Source organism: Siminovitchia fortis (assembly GCF_007681465.1).
GTDB classification, from domain to species: Bacteria; Bacillota; Bacilli; order Bacillales; family Bacillaceae_C; genus Siminovitchia; species Siminovitchia fortis.
Genome location: NZ_VEKZ01000023.1, coordinates 33,495 through 49,921 on the forward strand (window position 1 = coordinate 33,495; position 16,427 = coordinate 49,921).

A 16,427-nucleotide genomic window follows, 5' to 3' on the forward strand; every position below is an offset into this window, starting at 1 on the left:
TTGTCTTCATCAGCGATTGACTTATGACCTCGAACCGATGGCGCCTGAAGCTGGACATATCATATCTCATTCTATATAGAAGATTCAGCCAAAATTTTATACCTTCTTAATGGGCCCTGCAGGTGAATGCCACTTGCGGGGCTTATTTTTAATGTGCCTGTGAACATAAATTTAGGGTATCCTATGCAAAAAGGAGCGTGAAAAGCATGACTTCATTTTGCCCGGAAATCTGGCCGGAGGATCCTGCGCCCGAATCTCAAAAAGACTGCCGTGAATGCGGGTTGTACCAGCAGGGATCACGGATGGTTTGGGGTGAGGGAAACGCAAAGGCACCCATTATGATTATCCTCGACAATCCCGGCGCCCGCGAAGACCGCGAAGGGAATCCGATGGTCTGCGGGACGAGGCAGACACTGCAGAAAGCGGCACATGAAGCCGGTTTGGATAAAGACGAGCTATACGTTACATATATTTTAAAAAGAAAGCCCGTACGCGCTTACGACAAGGAGAAGACACGTACAATCTGCATGCGCCATCTGGACGAACAGATTTTTAAACACAAGCCTGAACTCATTGTCTGTTTGGGGAACGTAGCAGTACAGTGCTTCTTCCGAAATCCCGAGCTCGATGTTAAGGGGTTGCGGGGAAGCTGGTATGAGGTCGACGGCTATCAAACAACCGTCGCTTACCATCCTCTTGCAGCCAGGCGTCGTCCCAATCTATATCCGCTGCTTCTGGAAGACCTGCAGCTTGTAGCCGCGAAGCATCATGGTCCTGCGGGTTAGCAGGGCTATGTTAATTTGTCGTGCAGGCAAGGATTCGTTTTGAATAAGGGTTAAGGAGAAAGAGGCGGTTTCGTGTAAATGGTCCCGCTTCTTTTTTAGGAAATTCACACGTAACTTATTGTTTAAAGGGTATAATACAAGGACAAAGACAGATGCTGGATCTTATGGATGTCTATATAAAAGTGCAGTTAATATTACATTGGAAAGGAGAAGCTATGAAAAAGGAAATAGGATGGAATTTTGACAATAGTTATGCCCGCTTGCCGAAAATGTTTTTTTCCAGCATTAATCCGACTCCTGTAAAATCGCCGGAATTAGTAATATTGAACGATCCATTGGCAGAATCATTAGGGCTGAATCCGGAAGCGCTAAAAGGTGAAGACGGCGCAGCGGTTTTTGCCGGAAATGAGATTCCGGAAGGGGCGGAGCCGCTGGCCCAAGCTTATGCCGGGCACCAATTCGGGCAATTTACAATGTTGGGTGACGGCCGTGCGGTACTGTTGGGAGAGCAGGTGACGCCAAAAGGCGAAAGGTTTGATATTCAACTGAAGGGTTCTGGCCGGACGCCATATTCTCGCGGAGGTGATGGCCGTGCGGCGCTGGGTCCGATGCTGCGTGAATGTATCATCAGCGAAGCCATGTATGCATTAGGGATTCCCACTACCCGTAGCTTGGCGGTTGTGACAACAGGTGAACCGGTATTTCGTGAAACGAGGCTGGAAGGCGCCATCTTAACACGTGTGGCGGCGAGTCATTTGCGTGTCGGCACTTTCGAGTATGTGGTCAGATGGGGCGGCGTTGAAAACCTGCAAATTTTAGCGGATTACGCAATTAAGCGCCATTATCCGGAGATTGATGATGATGAAAATAAATATCTTTCTTTTCTGCAGGAAGTAATCAACCGCCAGGCCGCGCTTATTGCGAAATGGCAGCTAGTTGGTTTTATCCATGGGGTGATGAATACTGATAACATGGCCATCAGCGGAGAAACAATCGATTATGGTCCTTGTGCCTTCATGGATACCTATGACCCGAAAACAGTATTCAGTTCGATTGACTATCAAGGCCGCTACGCATATGAAAATCAGCCATTGATTGGCGGATGGAATCTGGCGAGGTTTGCTGAAACGCTGCTTCCGCTATTGCATGATGACAAAGAAGAAGCTGTAAAACTGGCACAGGAAAAGGTTTCCGGTTTTAATGAAATCTTTCAATCACACTGGCTTGCAGGAATGAGAGCGAAGCTCGGCCTGTTTAATGTTGAGGAGAAGGATGAAGAGTTGATCAAAGATCTCCTCAGCTTAATGGAAAAGCACCGTGCAGACTTTACGAACACTTTTCTTGCTTTAACCCGCAATAAATTTGATGAGTCGAGCCTTTTTAAGACGGGTGAATTTGCACAATGGAAAAAGCGTTGGGAGGCAAGGTTGGAAAATCAAGAAGAATCGAAGGCTGATTCACATAAGTTAATGCAAAACAGCAACCCTGCCGTGGTCCCTCGCAACCATCGCGTGGAAGAGGCGCTGGAAGCCGCGGTGGAAGAAGGGGATTTAACTATAATGGAGCGGCTTATGGAGGTACTGTCCGATCCTTATGAGTATTCCGCGGAAAAGGCTGAATACACAAAGGTACCGGAAACGAACATCCCTTATCAGACATTTTGTGGCACTTGAATAAGGGGCCTGTCCCCCACCGCATTAACGCGTTAACGTACTGGGGGCCTGTCCCCCACCGCGTTAGTGCGTTAATGCAAAAAAGGGGAGGTCGGTCCCCGCTCAATCTCCTTTTCTCATCACAAAACTCATATGCCTTCCGCACTTTTTATCTTGCCGATAAGAAAAACCATCCGGGCTCAAATAGGTGCAGGTTCGGTCTACGGAAATCTGATCCCCCGGAACTCCCGCCAGCTCACATTGCTTTTTCACTGTTAACTGATTATCGATATGGTATTTTCGGGTCTCGCCATTAAAATAAATGAAGTCATCAGCGTAGCCCAGGTCCCTGAATTTCGCGAATACATCCTCATCAACTTCAAATTTTTCCTGGCTCAATGCTGCCCCGATTTGAATATGAAAATCTTCCAGCTCACATTGTTCCGTCTCTATTAAGTGCTGAAATAATTTCAAGGTGATTTCTTTCACGGTTCCTTGCCATCCCGAGTGGATCACACCAATGAGTCCATTCGCTTCATTATAGAAAATCACCGGTACGCAATCCGCCGTAAAGCAGCATAATAGCAGATTTGGCTCATATGTGTACAGGGCATCCGTATCGGCGATGGCCGTGTCTAATCCATCTGCGCCGCGTCCTTTTTCAGAAAGCGTCACCTTGTGAAAATTGGAGGAATGGGTTTGATTGGCGCAAACGAAATCACTCAGTTCGCAATTAAGAAATTTGGCCAGGTCTTTTCGGTTTTCTACCACATCGGCAGTATTTTCACAAACATGCAGAGCCATATTGTTTTTTTCAGGTTCCTTCAGATCCTTCATGGTCATTCCTGCTATGAACTTCCCAGTATCCATATATAGTTTGGTTTTCATATCATCACCTGATTTTAATATATGTGAAAGGAAAGTTGTTGTATAGGGGATTCATAATTAACCGACTTTATTTTTCTAAATGTGCTTACAACGTCATGAAATCCATGTAAAATATAGGTAACATTACAAGACTTTTGTATGATTGGTAGAGTGTTTTGAACTTATGATTGGAGACTGGAAAATGGTAAGGGAACAGACGAGTTATTCTCGACTTGCACACATAACAAAAATCATCAACACCAAATCGAATCTCCAGGAAGTGTTGATGCACGTAACTAAAGCGATTTCTGAAGAAATTGTTCAATGTGATGCTGTAGGGATCTATTTGCCTCAGGAAGATGGAACGTTCAGGGGAGTTGCAGGAAAGCCCCAAACATTTGATGGTATGGCAATCGATACTGTGGTCATTGACCCAAAAGAAAACAAGCTGGCCAAAGAACTGATTGAGTCGAGAAAAACGATTTATATTCCGGAAGTATCCAAGGATGACAGGCCGGATCCAAAATTGATTAAAGCTTTTCAAATCAAATCATTGCTGGCGTTGCCAATCACTTTCGAGCAGGAGGTATTTGGCCTTATTTTTTTACATAATCACGGGGTTTCAATGAGTTTAACAGGTTTAGAGATAAAAAGTGTCGAAGCCTATGTGAATATGGCTGCGGTTGCCATTCAAAATGCGAAATATTTGAAGCTGAAGGAGGACCTGCTTCTTGAAAAGCAGCTGATGCTTGGTATGTCACGCGATCTGACCAAGTGTTCCTCGATGGAAGAATGTATTGATATCTGTTTTTCATACTTAAAAAGGATCTTGGACAACAATACTATCATCGCGGCTTTTCTTCTGGATTCTACGGACAAAAAGGTGCCTTCTTTTATCATTAATAAGGGGACGGGAACCGATTATATCCGAATGGAACAAAGCTTTAAAGAAATTATTCAAGATGTTATTCGTACCAAAAATACGATCTATGTTCCGGATGTTCACAAAGATGAGAGAATAGACTGCAAAGATTGCCGGAATTTTAATATAAAGTCGTTGCTGGCCTTTCCCTTTGTTTCATTGGGAGAAGTGCTGGGGGTTATCATTGTTGCCGTACAAGAGGAAAATAATTTCAAGTACTGTGATTGCCTTATTCAATTTGCACAATCAATTGTTGACTGGACTGCTCCGGTTTTTTCAAACCTGAAATATGTAGGCAGGCTTGAAAGGATGGTCGAAGAACGAACGAGGGAATTGGCTGTGGCCAATGAAAAGGTGGTCAGCGTAATCGAAGGGATTACAGGCGGGTTCTTTGCAGTGGACAGGGATTGGAAAATTACGTACGTCAATCAACATCAAGTTTTACCGAATAATAAAACGGCAAAGGATGTACTTGGAAAAAGCCTGTGGGAGGTCTTCCCCGAAAGAATCAATACGGTCATGTATAAGGAGCTTCACCGGGCGATGTCCGGGCGGATTGCTGTACAATTCGAAATACTCTCGGCTTATGGAGAACACTGGTATGACATATCTGCCTACCCTTATGAGGATGGAATCTGCTGCCTTTTAAAAAACATAACGGAAAAGAAAAGGTATGAAAACGAATTTAAACGGTTATCGAGTTTGGATCTGATCGGACAAATGGCGGCAGGGATCAGTCATGAAATCAGAAATCCGATGGCAACGGTGAGGGGGTTCCTGCAATTATTAAAGATGGATAATGATTTTGGCAGACATGATCATTATTTAGAAATCATGATCGAAGAGCTGGACCGCGCCAACTCAATAATTACGGAATTCCTCTCCATAGGCAATACAAAGACCTCTGATATGAAAATGATGGATTTAAATACAATTATTTTTGATATGACCCCATTGATGAAGGTCGATGCGGTTACCCAAAACAAAATGATCGAAGTGGAAACGGAAGAGGTCCCGGAGCTGCTTTTAAATCATAATGAGATACGTCAATTAATCATGAATATATACCGAAACGGCCTGGAAGCGATGGAAGAAGGGAAAACGCTATGGGTCAGAACATACAAAGAAAAGGATTCTGTCGTTCTTGCTATTCAGGATCAAGGGATGGGAATCAGTTCAGAAGTGATGGAAAAACTGGGCACTCCATTCTTCACGACCAAAGACAACGGGACAGGTTTGGGACTGGGTATATGTTATGCCATCGCCGCCCGACACAATGCAAAGATTGAAATTGAAACAGGGAAGGAAGGCACGACGTTTTTTATAAAATTTCAAATGGTACAAAGGCATGATGGAAGCGGTCATAATTCGGAGTAAAATAAAAAAACGAATGGAAGGAAGGGAAAAAATGATTAACAAAGTTGGCCAGATTATGTTGTATGTGAATGATCAGGATGAGGTATTACGATTCTGGACGGAGAAAGCTGGTTTCGTTGTAATTTCCGAAGAAAATAATGGCCAAGGGATGAGATGGATTGAAATTGCTCCCACAAAGGATGCAGAAACAAGTCTTATTCTGCATAATAAGGAGTTAATCGCAAAAATGGAGCCAGAGTTAAACTTGGGCACTCCTTCGTTGATGTTTTTCTCCGAGAACGTTGAAGAATTGTATCAAGACTTTCTGGATAAAAATATAACAGTTGGTGAAATGGTTGATATGCCTTCCGGGAAAGTGTTCAATTTTGCTGATAACGAAGGAAACTATTTTGCAGTCATGGAAAAAAGTTGAAAATAAAGTGATATTCTGCAGCATTTTCCTTGAGGTCAAAAAATGACCTCTGGAAATGCTTTTTTAATGGCTAAGGAGCTGAACGCCCGGGAAATCGTCTTGCGCTTGTCGGGCTAACTGGGCACTTCTGCTTTTGCAGCCCTTCTTTAACCAATCGAAAGTGTGGGCATATATTGTAAACATCAGGATTGAATCTTAAATCTTATAGGGGAGACTGATCATGTTCCCATTCCAATTTTTAAAAGGCACACTGCCGAAATGGTTAAGCGAGAATTATTTAAACAATGATATACAAAAATATGTTCAGGAATTAATGGAGCAGTCCATTTCTTCTTCCATCAAAAATGCCAAAATGATGGGCTCCATGGATTCGGACAGCGAACGCGGACAGGAGATGCAGGTGTCGGCTGAGGGGCCGCTGCAGGCAACGACTTTTGAGAGCCTTGATCATGTCTATGTGAAAATCCTGATTACGGATGAAAGCCAATTATCCCGAATGAAGGTCTACCATAATTCCAATCAGATGTTTATTGAGGGCATTCCCTCTTCAGGCCACCGGTCTGTCATCACCCTTCCTACAGCGGTAAAAATGAAAGATTCCGTTTCGGAGTACCGCGATTCGTATTTCCAGATAAAAATGAAAAAACGGGATGATCTTCAATACGCGGAGATTGCTGTCCCGCCGTTGGAACCATGATCCGTCAAGCCGGAAACTTGAAGAAATGGATCATTTCACGGATGCTGTTTTTAAATGAAAAATCGGCATCTTGATTTTTTAATCTGAAAAATGGACAAAGGGGCGGTGAAATTGAAAATTGTAGTGACATCTGATACACATATCTCCGGCAGGGCAAAGCGGCTGCCGGCACCTCTTTTAAAAGAATGCGAATCCGCGGACTTGATTATCCATGCGGGTGATTGGGTTGAAATGGGGGTTTACAGGGAGCTTTCAGAGTATGCCAAGGTTGTCGGCGTATATGGAAATATAGATGGCGAAGGGATACAGCAACACTTCAAAGCAAAGGAACTCATTGAAGTGAACGGCTTTAAAATTGGAGTCGTGCATGGACATGGTGAAAGCAAGACGACCGAAAAACGTGCATTAGAAGCTTTTGAAGAGGAAGGGGCAGACATCATCATTTTTGGCCACTCCCATATTCCGACGATTCAATATTATTACAAAGTCATGCTGATGAACCCCGGCTCTCCTACAGACAAGCGGAGGATGCCTTATTACTCATATGGAATTTTACATATTGATGAGGCTTTCCGGGCTGAAATCGTGATGTTTAAGTAAAAAACAATGGGGAATTGCCACCCCATTGTTTTTACCTTAACTGTTGTTTGAAAAAAATATGTTTACATACTACAGCAAATGCTGGTATTACTTCATCAAAGTTGAGAGATTCGCCGCTTCATCACATTCTATTTGCTGTTCTATTTCGTGTATGATGCTTTCAAGTGAATGGGCGATCCCTTTATCATCCTTGAACATGACGTTTTTAGAGGAAAAGTGGACCGGCGAATTCAGGCCGGCTGCAGCGGAAATTCGGAATAATGCTTTCCGTAATGTGATGACATAATTTGCTGCACGATGCTTTTTCTCATCAACGACAAGGGCTTTTTGCAGGTGTGGATCCGTTGTGGCCACTCCGACTGGACATATATTGGATTGGCACTTTAACGTTTGAATGCATCCGACAGATATCATGAACCCTCTGCCAATCTGGACAAGGTCGGCCCCCATGGCCAAAGCGACGGCAATCCGGTCTGGTGAAAAAAGTTTCCCGGACGCAATAATTTTCACCCGGTTCCGGACACCGTATTTTTTGAGGGTAGAGACTAAAATGAGCAGCCCGGATTTAATCGGCAGGCCGACGCTGTCCGCCAGTTCTTGATAGGAGGCTCCTGTTCCTCCCTCTGCGCCGTCAATCGTAATAAAATCGGGGCCTCTGCCGGTTTCGCTCATATACTTTGCCAATTCCTTGGCACTGTCATTTCCGCCAATTACAATCTTGATGCCAACAGGCTTACCGGTCGTTTCCCGAATTTTGTCTATAAAATCAAACATTGTCGGCACGTCATGAAACTGCCGGAAGCGGTTGGGGCTGTCCACCGCTTTGTAAGGCTCAACTTTCCGGATTTCGGCCACTTCCGGATTCACTTTTTCTGCATCAATATGGCCGCCGCGGACTTTCGCCCCTTGGGCTAGCTTAATTTCAAATGCCCTAACTTGGGGGATTTCACTTTTCCTTTTCAGCTCGTCCCAATCCACCTCTCCGTCTTTATCCCGGATGCCGAACAGGCCCGGCCCGATTTGCATAATAATATCGACGCCGCCTTCAAGATGGTATGGGGACAAGCCGCCTTCGCCGGTGTTCATCCAAGTCCCTTTTGCCATCGCAAGCCCCTTGGATAAGGCGGTTATCGCATTTTTTCCCAAAGCTCCGTAGCTCATAGCGGACATGCCGATCTGGCCTTTAAGGATAAAAGGGTGCTCCAGATGAGGGCCGATTACGATAGCGTCATCTTCATGGAGCAAGTAGGCGGAAGACTCGTCATCCTCAACCTTCTCAATCCTTTGAGTGAACAGGGGGTCTTTGATAAGCAGATATTTTTTTGTCAAAGCTATTGTTTCCTGGTCGACTTTCAGTTCTTCCGTCAGCTTTGGAAACATGTCATTGCGGATGTAAAATCCTTCTACCTCAAAATCCCGTCTGGAACCGAAACCGATTACATCCCGTTTGTATTTCGCACTCCTCACAATATTTTCATAATCAGCCCTGGAGAATGGTTTTCCTTCCGTATCGCTGTTAAACCAGTACTGGCGCATTTCCGGTCCGATTTTTTCAAAAAAATAGCGGACCCTTCCAAGCAAGGGGTAATTTCTTAATATGGCATGCATTTTCTGATTCCGGTCGAACAATATCAAATATATGAAAAAAATGATGAGTGCCGCCAAAACAAGGGCGCCGGTTGTAAAGGCGATGATGATCAATATGTCTGAGAGATTCATGGTGTCCTCCGTTTAAGTCCGATTTTCATTGTATTTTGTCCGAAAATGTTTTTTCTTATCAATTAGTGAAAGAAACTATATACAGTTGACCTAAATCGTAGTACCATCAAGGAAACCAGTTCAGTATTGTTATTTTTATCCGGACGGGCTTAGGTGAATAAAATGAAAAAAAGGAAAAAGGTGATGTTGATGAACGTGGTCAAAGGCTTGAGGAATAAGCTGATTGGCCTGATAGAGGCTGTCAACCGTTACCCGTTAACGATGCTTTTCTTGCTGGCTGCCGCTACTGTGAATATGAATATGATCAATAATGAAACGGAAAGTTATACAAAATATCTTTTCACCTTCGTGATTGGCGCCCTTCTGAGCGCAGTTGCCCAGCAAACGTTCGAACGCTTTTTTACAAAGGTAAGTGAACGGCTTCTGCTCATGGGGGGAGCGGCGGTTTTAACAGCCGGATATTTCTTTGCCATTCGATCAGCATCCACCTTTAATATGGAAATTGGAACCAAAACGGGCGTTGCCATATTTGCGCTGGTCATGGCGTTTATATGGGTTCAGTCCATTAAAAGCAAGATAACATTTAATGAGAGCTTCATGTCCGTGTTTAAGGCGTTTTTTATCACGGTTCTTTTTTCAGCGGTTATTTCGATCGGGCTTGACGCCATCTTGCTGGCTGTTGACCAGCTTTTATTTTCATTGGACTATAAAGCGTACTGGCATGTCCTGAATATTGTTTTCTCATTGTTTGCACCGACTTTCTTCCTGTCCTTTACTCCTCCTTACCCCGGTAAAAAAGATGCCGGCAGGTTGGGTGGGAACAAGGCCCTGCAAGAGCGGAAGGTGGCAAAAGCAGTCGATACCCCGAAATTGTTGGGGATTCTGATTTCGTATATCATCATTCCGTTGACGGCTGTATATACGGTGATTCTTCTGGCGTATGTGTTGTTAAATATCCGCGGAGATTTCTGGACGAACAATCTGTTGGAACCGATGCTTGTTTCATATGCCATCACTGTTATTTTGGTGTATATTTTAGCAAGTAATTTGGAGAATCAATTTGCAGTCCTGTTCAGAAAAATTTTTCCGAAAGTGTTAATTCCGATCGTATTGTTCCAAACGATTGCTTCCGTTTTGAGAATCGGGGAAATGGGCCTTACACATGGACGCTACTATGTCATCCTGTTTGGAATTTTTGCTATTATCGCAGGGGTGATATTCAGCTTTTTCCCAATCAGGAAAAACGGATTAATAGCAGCTGTCTTAATTGTCTTTTCGGCTATTTCCATCATCCCGCCGGTTGATGCTTTTACAGTGAGCCGGGTAAATCAGATCAACCTGCTTAAAAGTACACTGACGGAAAACGGTATGCTCGAAGACGGGAAAGTCGTTCCAAATGCGGACATATCCACCAAAGATAAGAAAACCATCACGAGAACGGTCAGTTATTTGGACAGTATGGATTATATTGATGACATAAACTGGCTGCCGGATAATGTTTTTTATTACGGTAACTTTAAAGACACCTTCGGATTTGAAGAAGTGTATGATGAAGAGGGCAGGAGGCAGGATGACAGCCGATTCGCTTATCTTGACTGGGATCGCAGCCCTATGGTAAATATCGAAAATTACGACCGGATGGTCCACCTGTATATCGACCCTTATGAAAAGAAACAAGATGCCGCGGCAGGCATTCCGGTGGAAATAGATAACCAGACTTACAAACTGAAGAAAGTGATTGACGGGAAGGATATTTACTTGATCCTCGTTGATGGCGAGAATCAGGAGCTCATTCGGTTTGATGCGAAGAAAGCCTTCGACCAGATTCTTGAAAACCAAAAGGAACTTAAAGGGGACAATGATAATTTGACCGTTGAAAAGGCAACAGTAACGGAAGAAAACGATGCGGTCCGAATGAGTATCGTTGCAAATTCCGTTGATTATTCCAATTCCAGGTATAATGCCGATTTGTATGCGTTCATTCAAATAAAATAGGAAAAGGTATAGGTGTGGTTGATGGTCTATTTTCCTTGCAGCCATATTGTAAAATAAAAGTATTAACTTTAAAATAAGTATATTACTTTTTGTAACCTGGAGGAATGGCTAATGGAAATAGGCATAACTACATTTGTAGAAACAACACCCGATCCCAAGACAGGACATGTGATCAGCCATGCACAGAGATTGCGCGAAGTGGTCGAAGAGATTGTTTTAGCCGATGAAGTTGGCTTGGATGTATTCGGTGTAGGGGAGCATCACCGGAAAGATTTTGCTGCATCATCGCCAGCTGTCTTGCTGGCGGCCGCCGCGTCGCGGACAAAAAGGATCCGGCTCACAAGTGCGGTTACTGTGCTTTCTTCCGACGATCCGGTTCGCGTTTTTCAGGACTTTTCCATGCTTGATGGGATTTCGAACGGGCGCGCAGAGATTATGGCAGGGCGGGGATCGTTTATCGAATCCTTTCCGTTGTTCGGCTACGATCTGAAAGATTACGACGAGCTGTTTGAGGAAAAGCTTGAGCTGTTGTTGAAAATACGTGAGTCCGAGAAGGTAACATGGAAGGGCGGGCACCGTCCGGCCATCGACAATCTCGGAGTATATCCGCGGCCGGTACAGGATCCGCTTCCTGTATGGATCGGAAGCGGCGGAAATACCCAATCTGTCATCAGGGCAGGCTTGTTAGGGCTGCCGCTTGCTCTTGCGATTATCGGGGGCAGGCCGGTACAGTTTGCGCCGCTTGTGGAAATATATAAAAGAGCGGCCGCCAAGGCGGGGTATGATCCGTCCAAGCTGCCGGTGGCTTCGCACTCGCATGGGTTTGTTGCGGAATCGGCTGAAGAGGCGGCGGACAAGTTTTTCCCTTCCACCCAGCAGGTGATGAATGTGCTTGGCCGGGAAAGAGGCTGGGGACATTATAGCCGGGCAAGCTTTGACGCGGCCAGAAGCTTTGAAGGAGCGCTGTACGTAGGTGATCCGGAAACCGTAGCCCAAAAAATCATCCATCTTCGTAAGGAAGTGGGTATTACCCGCTTCATGATGCATGTTCCATTAGGCACGATGCCTCATGATCAGGTCATGAGAGCCATTGAACTGCTTGGAACAGAAGTTGCGCCGCGTGTCCGCGAGGAAGTCTCCAGGTGGGAAGCGGAGCAGTAGACAAACAAACTGAAAAGGCAGTTCCTATATGTTGAGGGATCTGCCTTATTGGAAATGTTCATACGGTTTTCAAAATAATTATAGAAGGAACCCCTGTGCCGCTGTAACGGCATTTTATTTTTATTGTTTGACATACCCAACAGGGGTATGGTAAATTTGTTTTGTGATCGAATATGAAAAAAATTAGGGGGAGGCAGGTTAAATGGTATAGTTGAATTCGGCAATCTCATTGGAACACTGTCTAATTCAGCATGTGAATAAAACTTTAAATGATGAGAAAAGCTTATAGCGAGGATTTTAGGACGTTTTTAAAAAACGGCAAGTTTAACTTATTACCCTACAAGGGTAGCGTAAATTATAGAAAAAATATTACCGGGAGGAATTACTTTATGGAACAGGTAACATTAAATGTACAAGGAATGTCTTGCGGTCATTGTGTGAATTCAATTGAAGGGGAAGTCGGGAAACTAAAAGGTGTTCAATCCGTCAAAGTGCATCTTGACCAGGGGAAAGTGGATGTTATTTTTGATTCCAATGCGATGAATTTGAAAGAGATTAAAGATGTTATAGAAGATCAAGGATACGATGTAGAGTAAACCGAACAGGACCAAAACGGACAAAAATAAATCGTGCAATTTCCTTTGCACGATTTATTTATCGAATAAAACATACCCCTATATAGTATATGCGGTTGGGAGTGATAAAATATGAGCCAGAAGGAAGCAACCCTCCAAATATCAGGGATGACCTGTGCAGCCTGTGCAAACAGAATTGAAAAAGGGTTGAAAAAAATCGAAGGCGTAGAAGAGGCAAACGTGAATTTTGCGCTTGAGAAAACACAAATAAAATACGATCCGGAAAAAACGGAAGTAACGCAATTTAAGGAGAAGGTCCAGTCTCTGGGATATGATGTCGTAAGCGAAAAAGCAGAATTTGATATTTCCGGGATGACCTGTGCTGCTTGCGCCAATAAAATTGAAAAAAGGCTCAATAAGATGGATGGCGTAGATAAGGCTACGGTCCATTTCGCGCTGGAGACAGTTCTTGTGGAATATAACCCCGACCAGGTATCCGTCTCCGACATGAAAGAGGCAATTAAAAAGTTTGGCTACACTTTAGAGCAAAAACAGGAAAATGCAGAAGGCCAAGTTGATCATAGGCAAAAGGAAATTGGAAAACAGCAAGGGAAGTTTCTATTTTCAGCTATTCTGTCTTTTCCACTGCTGTGGGCTATGGTCAGCCACTTTGAATTTACTTCTTTTATCTGGCTGCCTGATATGTTTATGAACCCGTGGATCCAATTCGCACTCGCCACACCTGTACAATTTATTGTAGGCGGACAGTTCTACGTTGGAGCCTTTAAAGCACTGCGAAATAAAAGTGCGAATATGGACGTACTTGTTGCATTGGGTACATCGGCCGCCTATTTCTATAGCCTATATCTAAGTATCAGATCGATTGGTTCGAATGCCCATATGGTCGAGCTCTACTATGAAACGAGTGCGGTTCTTATTACGTTGATTATTTTGGGCAAACTTTTTGAAGCGAAGGCTAAAGGCCGCTCATCTGAAGCCATTAAAAAGCTTATGGGACTACAAGCAAAAAATGCCACAGTTGTTCGTAATGGCCAAGAGATGATCATTCCGATTGAAGAAGTTTTACAAGGCGATATTGTTTATATAAAACCGGGCGAAAAGGTGCCGGTTGATGGAGAAATTGTGGAAGGCAGTTCCGCGCTTGACGAATCCATGCTGACAGGGGAAAGTGTCCCGATCGATAAAACGATTGGGGACAGCGTGATTGGATCAACCATTAATAAAAACGGCTTCCTAAAGATTAAAGCAACAAAGGTCGGGAAAGATACGGCCTTGGCGCAAATTATCAAGGTGGTTGAGGAAGCTCAGGGCTCCAAAGCGCCCATTCAACGTCTGGCCGACGTTATTTCGGGCATTTTTGTACCGATTGTGGTTGGAATCGCGATAATCACCTTCCTTGTTTGGTACTTTGCCGTAAGCCCCGGAGAATTTGCGGAGGCCCTTGAAAAATTCATTGCCGTATTGGTGATTGCCTGTCCTTGTGCACTTGGTTTGGCAACACCAACTTCCATTATGGCTGGCTCAGGCCGTGCCGCAGAATTTGGAATTCTTTTTAAAGGCGGGGAGCATCTTGAAACTACTCACCGGTTGGATACGATTATTTTGGATAAAACCGGTACAGTAACCAATGGGAAACCTTCGTTGACGGATGTCATTTTAGCAGAAGGTATGAATGAAACCAAATTTCTAACACTTATCGGATCTGCAGAGAAAAATTCGGAACATCCACTCGCTCAAGCGATCGTTGAAGGAATTCAAGATAAAGGAATTGAACTGGCCTCACCGGAAACATTTGAAGCTATCCCCGGTTTCGGAGTACAGGCGACGGTTAACGGTAAAGATTTACTGATCGGTACGCGCAGGCTCATGGCAAAGGACAATATTCACGTGCAAGCTGAGCTGACAAAAATGGAGGAATTAGAGAAGCAGGGGAAAACGGCCATGTTGGCTGCCATTGACGGCCGCTTTGCTGGAATTGTCGCAGTCGCTGACACGATCAAAGAAACTTCAAAAGAAGCTATTGCGCGTTTGCGGGATATGGATTTAGATGTGGTCATGATCACAGGCGACAATACCCAAACGGCTCAAGCGATTGCCAAACAAGTTGGCATCAAGCACGTCATTGCTGAAGTTTTGCCGGAGGGTAAGGCGGCAGAAGTGAAGAAGCTGCAACAGGCCGGAAAGAAAGTTGCCATGGTAGGGGATGGAATCAATGACGCCCCGGCATTGGCAACAGCGGATATAGGGATGGCGATCGGTACAGGTACGGATGTCGCGATGGAAGCGGCGGATATCACTCTTATTCGCGGTGATTTAAATGCAATCGCCGATTCAATTTTCATGAGCAAAAAGACCATCACCAATATTAAGCAAAATCTTTTCTGGGCACTTGCATACAATAGCTTGGGCATTCCAGTTGCCGCAGCAGGCTTCTTGGCGCCGTGGTTAGCGGGAGCCGCGATGGCTTTTAGTTCCGTATCAGTTGTATTAAATGCCCTAAGACTCCAAAGAGTGAGGTTGAGGGGTTGAAAGGAAGGGTTAATATGAAACGAAATATTTGGATCTGGGTCGTTTCGGCTGTTGTATACCTGGTAATCGTCATCGCGGGCTACAGTGTATACGCAAGTGTGAATGCTAAAGCGGATGGACAAACTAATCACGCAGATGTAGAGCAGGAGGAAGAAAATATGGATCATCAACATAGTCACCATGAACACGGAGACCATGGTACAAACACTGCCAGTGAAGTTACCCCCAAAGTGTCTTACGCGAACGGAGAAATCACTATTGAGTTAAAAGATAAAAATGGTCATGTTCCTGAACTGGAAGTTTCACATGATAAGCATATGCATCTCATTGTCGTCAGTTCAGACCTGAAAGAGTATTATCATGTACATCCTGAAAAGAAGGCGGAAGGAATCTATCAACAGCCCATCAGGTTAGCTGATCAATCTTATAAAGTGTTCGTTGATATCAAACCAAAAGGTCTGCAATATTCAATCAAACCGATCGAATTGCATGTTGGTGAATCGCATAAGCAACATCAAGACAATGATCTTGTTGCAGATACGGATTTTACAAAAACAATCAATGGCCAAACGGTTGAACTAACCACTACACCCTTAGAAGTTAACAAAGAGGTTACCTTTAATTTTGATGTGAAAGATGCCCAGCCAGAGCCCTATTTGGGTGCTTTGGGTCATGTGGTCATTTTGGATGAGGATGGAGAACAGTTTATCCATGTTCACCCGGTTTCAAATAATCAAACAGTCTTCCAAACCCAGTTTGACCAGCCAGGCATCTATAAACTTTGGGCTGAATTCAAATTCGGGGAACGAGTCAATGCTTACCCATTTGTCATTGAAGTTCAATAATGACTGTATTTGTATGAGAGGGGTTCAAAAACTGGATCGATTGTTCTGGAAGATACAGGTTGGGACCCTTTCCCCTCTTTTAAGAGTGAGGAGGGTATGAACATTATTGATCTATGTTCCGCTAGGTATTATCGTGCTTATCTTGTCTTTAAAGCTTTTACAGGCATTTTTCTGGGAGGTATAATAGCATTAGCATTTATCGAAAAGCGGATTAACCCCCGAATTTTGGACATAGTTACTCTTAATCTATCTTTTTCTTAAAATAGCTAC

General features: G+C 44.0%; 13 protein-coding genes. 11 read left to right on the forward strand and 2 right to left on the reverse strand.

Annotation, left to right across the window (positions count from 1 at the left end; all coding sequences use genetic code 11):
• Window positions 1–206 precede the first annotated feature (206 nt).
• Together FS666_RS09610 and FS666_RS09615 are read left to right on the forward strand one after the other, a co-directional pair.
• Window positions 207–785, forward strand: a complete 579-nt coding sequence (locus tag FS666_RS09610; protein ID WP_120071492.1) for a uracil-DNA glycosylase — start codon at window positions 207–209, stop codon at window positions 783–785.
• Between the two features lie 215 nt (window positions 786–1,000).
• Window positions 1,001–2,458, forward strand: a complete 1,458-nt coding sequence (locus tag FS666_RS09615) for a protein adenylyltransferase SelO (protein WP_120071490.1) — start codon at window positions 1,001–1,003, stop codon at window positions 2,456–2,458.
• Window positions 2,459–2,560: 102 nt separating this feature from the next.
• On the opposite strand, the gene pgeF is transcribed toward FS666_RS09615, so the two are convergent.
• A complete protein-coding gene (gene pgeF, locus FS666_RS09620) occupies window positions 2,561–3,325 on the reverse strand; it encodes a peptidoglycan editing factor PgeF (RefSeq protein ID WP_144460758.1) in 765 nt (254 codons plus the stop codon).
• Window positions 3,326–3,506: 181 nt separating this feature from the next.
• Between pgeF and FS666_RS09625 the strand changes: the two genes are divergently transcribed.
• From FS666_RS09625 to FS666_RS09640, 4 genes are all read left to right on the forward strand, one after another.
• Window positions 3,507–5,603: a GAF domain-containing protein gene (locus tag FS666_RS09625; RefSeq protein ID WP_144460759.1), complete on the forward strand. Its 2,097-nt coding sequence runs from the start codon at window positions 3,507–3,509 to the stop codon at window positions 5,601–5,603.
• Between the two features lie 31 nt (window positions 5,604–5,634).
• Window positions 5,635–6,015, forward strand: a complete 381-nt coding sequence (locus tag FS666_RS09630) for a VOC family protein (protein ID WP_120071582.1) — start codon at window positions 5,635–5,637, stop codon at window positions 6,013–6,015.
• Between the two features lie 220 nt (window positions 6,016–6,235).
• A complete protein-coding gene (locus tag FS666_RS09635; protein ID WP_120071484.1) occupies window positions 6,236–6,712 on the forward strand; it encodes a hypothetical protein in 477 nt (158 codons plus the stop codon).
• Between the two features lie 105 nt (window positions 6,713–6,817).
• Window positions 6,818–7,312, forward strand: coding sequence for a metallophosphoesterase family protein (locus tag FS666_RS09640; RefSeq protein ID WP_306463592.1), 495 nt, complete (start codon window positions 6,818–6,820; stop codon window positions 7,310–7,312).
• An 87-nt stretch (window positions 7,313–7,399) separates the two neighbouring features.
• Here the strand turns inward: FS666_RS09640 and FS666_RS09645 are convergent, their stop codons facing one another.
• A complete protein-coding gene (locus FS666_RS09645; RefSeq protein ID WP_144460760.1) occupies window positions 7,400–9,031 on the reverse strand; it encodes an FMN-binding glutamate synthase family protein in 1,632 nt (543 codons plus the stop codon).
• Window positions 9,032–9,193: 162 nt separating this feature from the next.
• Between FS666_RS09645 and FS666_RS09650 the strand changes: the two genes are divergently transcribed.
• The 5 genes from FS666_RS09650 (at window position 9,194) to FS666_RS09670 (ending at window position 16,157) form a co-directional block, all read left to right on the forward strand.
• On the forward strand, window positions 9,194–11,026 hold the full coding sequence (locus FS666_RS09650) for a DUF4153 domain-containing protein (protein ID WP_244943888.1): 1,833 nt from the start codon (window positions 9,194–9,196) through the stop codon (window positions 11,024–11,026).
• A 111-nt stretch (window positions 11,027–11,137) separates the two neighbouring features.
• Window positions 11,138–12,187 (forward strand): LLM class flavin-dependent oxidoreductase, encoded by a 1,050-nt coding sequence (locus FS666_RS09655; RefSeq protein WP_144460761.1) that lies wholly within the window; start codon window positions 11,138–11,140, stop codon window positions 12,185–12,187.
• 389 nt (window positions 12,188–12,576) lie between these two features.
• On the forward strand, window positions 12,577–12,783 hold the full coding sequence (gene copZ, locus FS666_RS09660) for a copper chaperone CopZ (protein ID WP_144460762.1): 207 nt from the start codon (window positions 12,577–12,579) through the stop codon (window positions 12,781–12,783).
• 111 nt (window positions 12,784–12,894) lie between these two features.
• Entirely contained in the window at window positions 12,895–15,312 is a 2,418-nt protein-coding gene (locus FS666_RS09665; protein WP_144460763.1) for a heavy metal translocating P-type ATPase, read from the forward strand.
• Window positions 15,313–15,326: 14 nt separating this feature from the next.
• Window positions 15,327–16,157 (forward strand): DUF8832 domain-containing protein, encoded by an 831-nt coding sequence (locus FS666_RS09670; RefSeq protein ID WP_144460764.1) that lies wholly within the window; start codon window positions 15,327–15,329, stop codon window positions 16,155–16,157.
• Window positions 16,158–16,427: the final 270 nt, after the last annotated feature.

Bases quoted from the DNA above. Each gene is read 5' to 3' on its own strand.
- FS666_RS09610 (WP_120071492.1), top strand. From the start codon at position 207: ATGACTTCATTTTGCCCGGAAATCTGGCCGGAGGATCCTGCGCCCGAA.
- FS666_RS09615 (WP_120071490.1), top strand. From the start codon at position 1,001: ATGAAAAAGGAAATAGGATGGAATTTTGACAATAGTTATGCCCGCTTG.
- pgeF (WP_144460758.1), bottom strand. From the start codon at position 3,325: ATGAAAACCAAACTATATATGGATACTGGGAAGTTCATAGCAGGAATG.
- FS666_RS09625 (WP_144460759.1), top strand. From the start codon at position 3,507: ATGGTAAGGGAACAGACGAGTTATTCTCGACTTGCACACATAACAAAA.
- FS666_RS09630 (WP_120071582.1), top strand. From the start codon at position 5,635: ATGATTAACAAAGTTGGCCAGATTATGTTGTATGTGAATGATCAGGAT.
- FS666_RS09635 (WP_120071484.1), top strand. From the start codon at position 6,236: ATGTTCCCATTCCAATTTTTAAAAGGCACACTGCCGAAATGGTTAAGC.
- FS666_RS09645 (WP_144460760.1), bottom strand. From the start codon at position 9,031: ATGAATCTCTCAGACATATTGATCATCATCGCCTTTACAACCGGCGCC.
- FS666_RS09650 (WP_244943888.1), top strand. From the start codon at position 9,194: ATGAAAAAAAGGAAAAAGGTGATGTTGATGAACGTGGTCAAAGGCTTG.
- FS666_RS09655 (WP_144460761.1), top strand. From the start codon at position 11,138: ATGGAAATAGGCATAACTACATTTGTAGAAACAACACCCGATCCCAAG.
- copZ (WP_144460762.1), top strand. From the start codon at position 12,577: ATGGAACAGGTAACATTAAATGTACAAGGAATGTCTTGCGGTCATTGT.
- FS666_RS09665 (WP_144460763.1), top strand. From the start codon at position 12,895: ATGAGCCAGAAGGAAGCAACCCTCCAAATATCAGGGATGACCTGTGCA.
- FS666_RS09670 (WP_144460764.1), top strand. From the start codon at position 15,327: ATGAAACGAAATATTTGGATCTGGGTCGTTTCGGCTGTTGTATACCTG.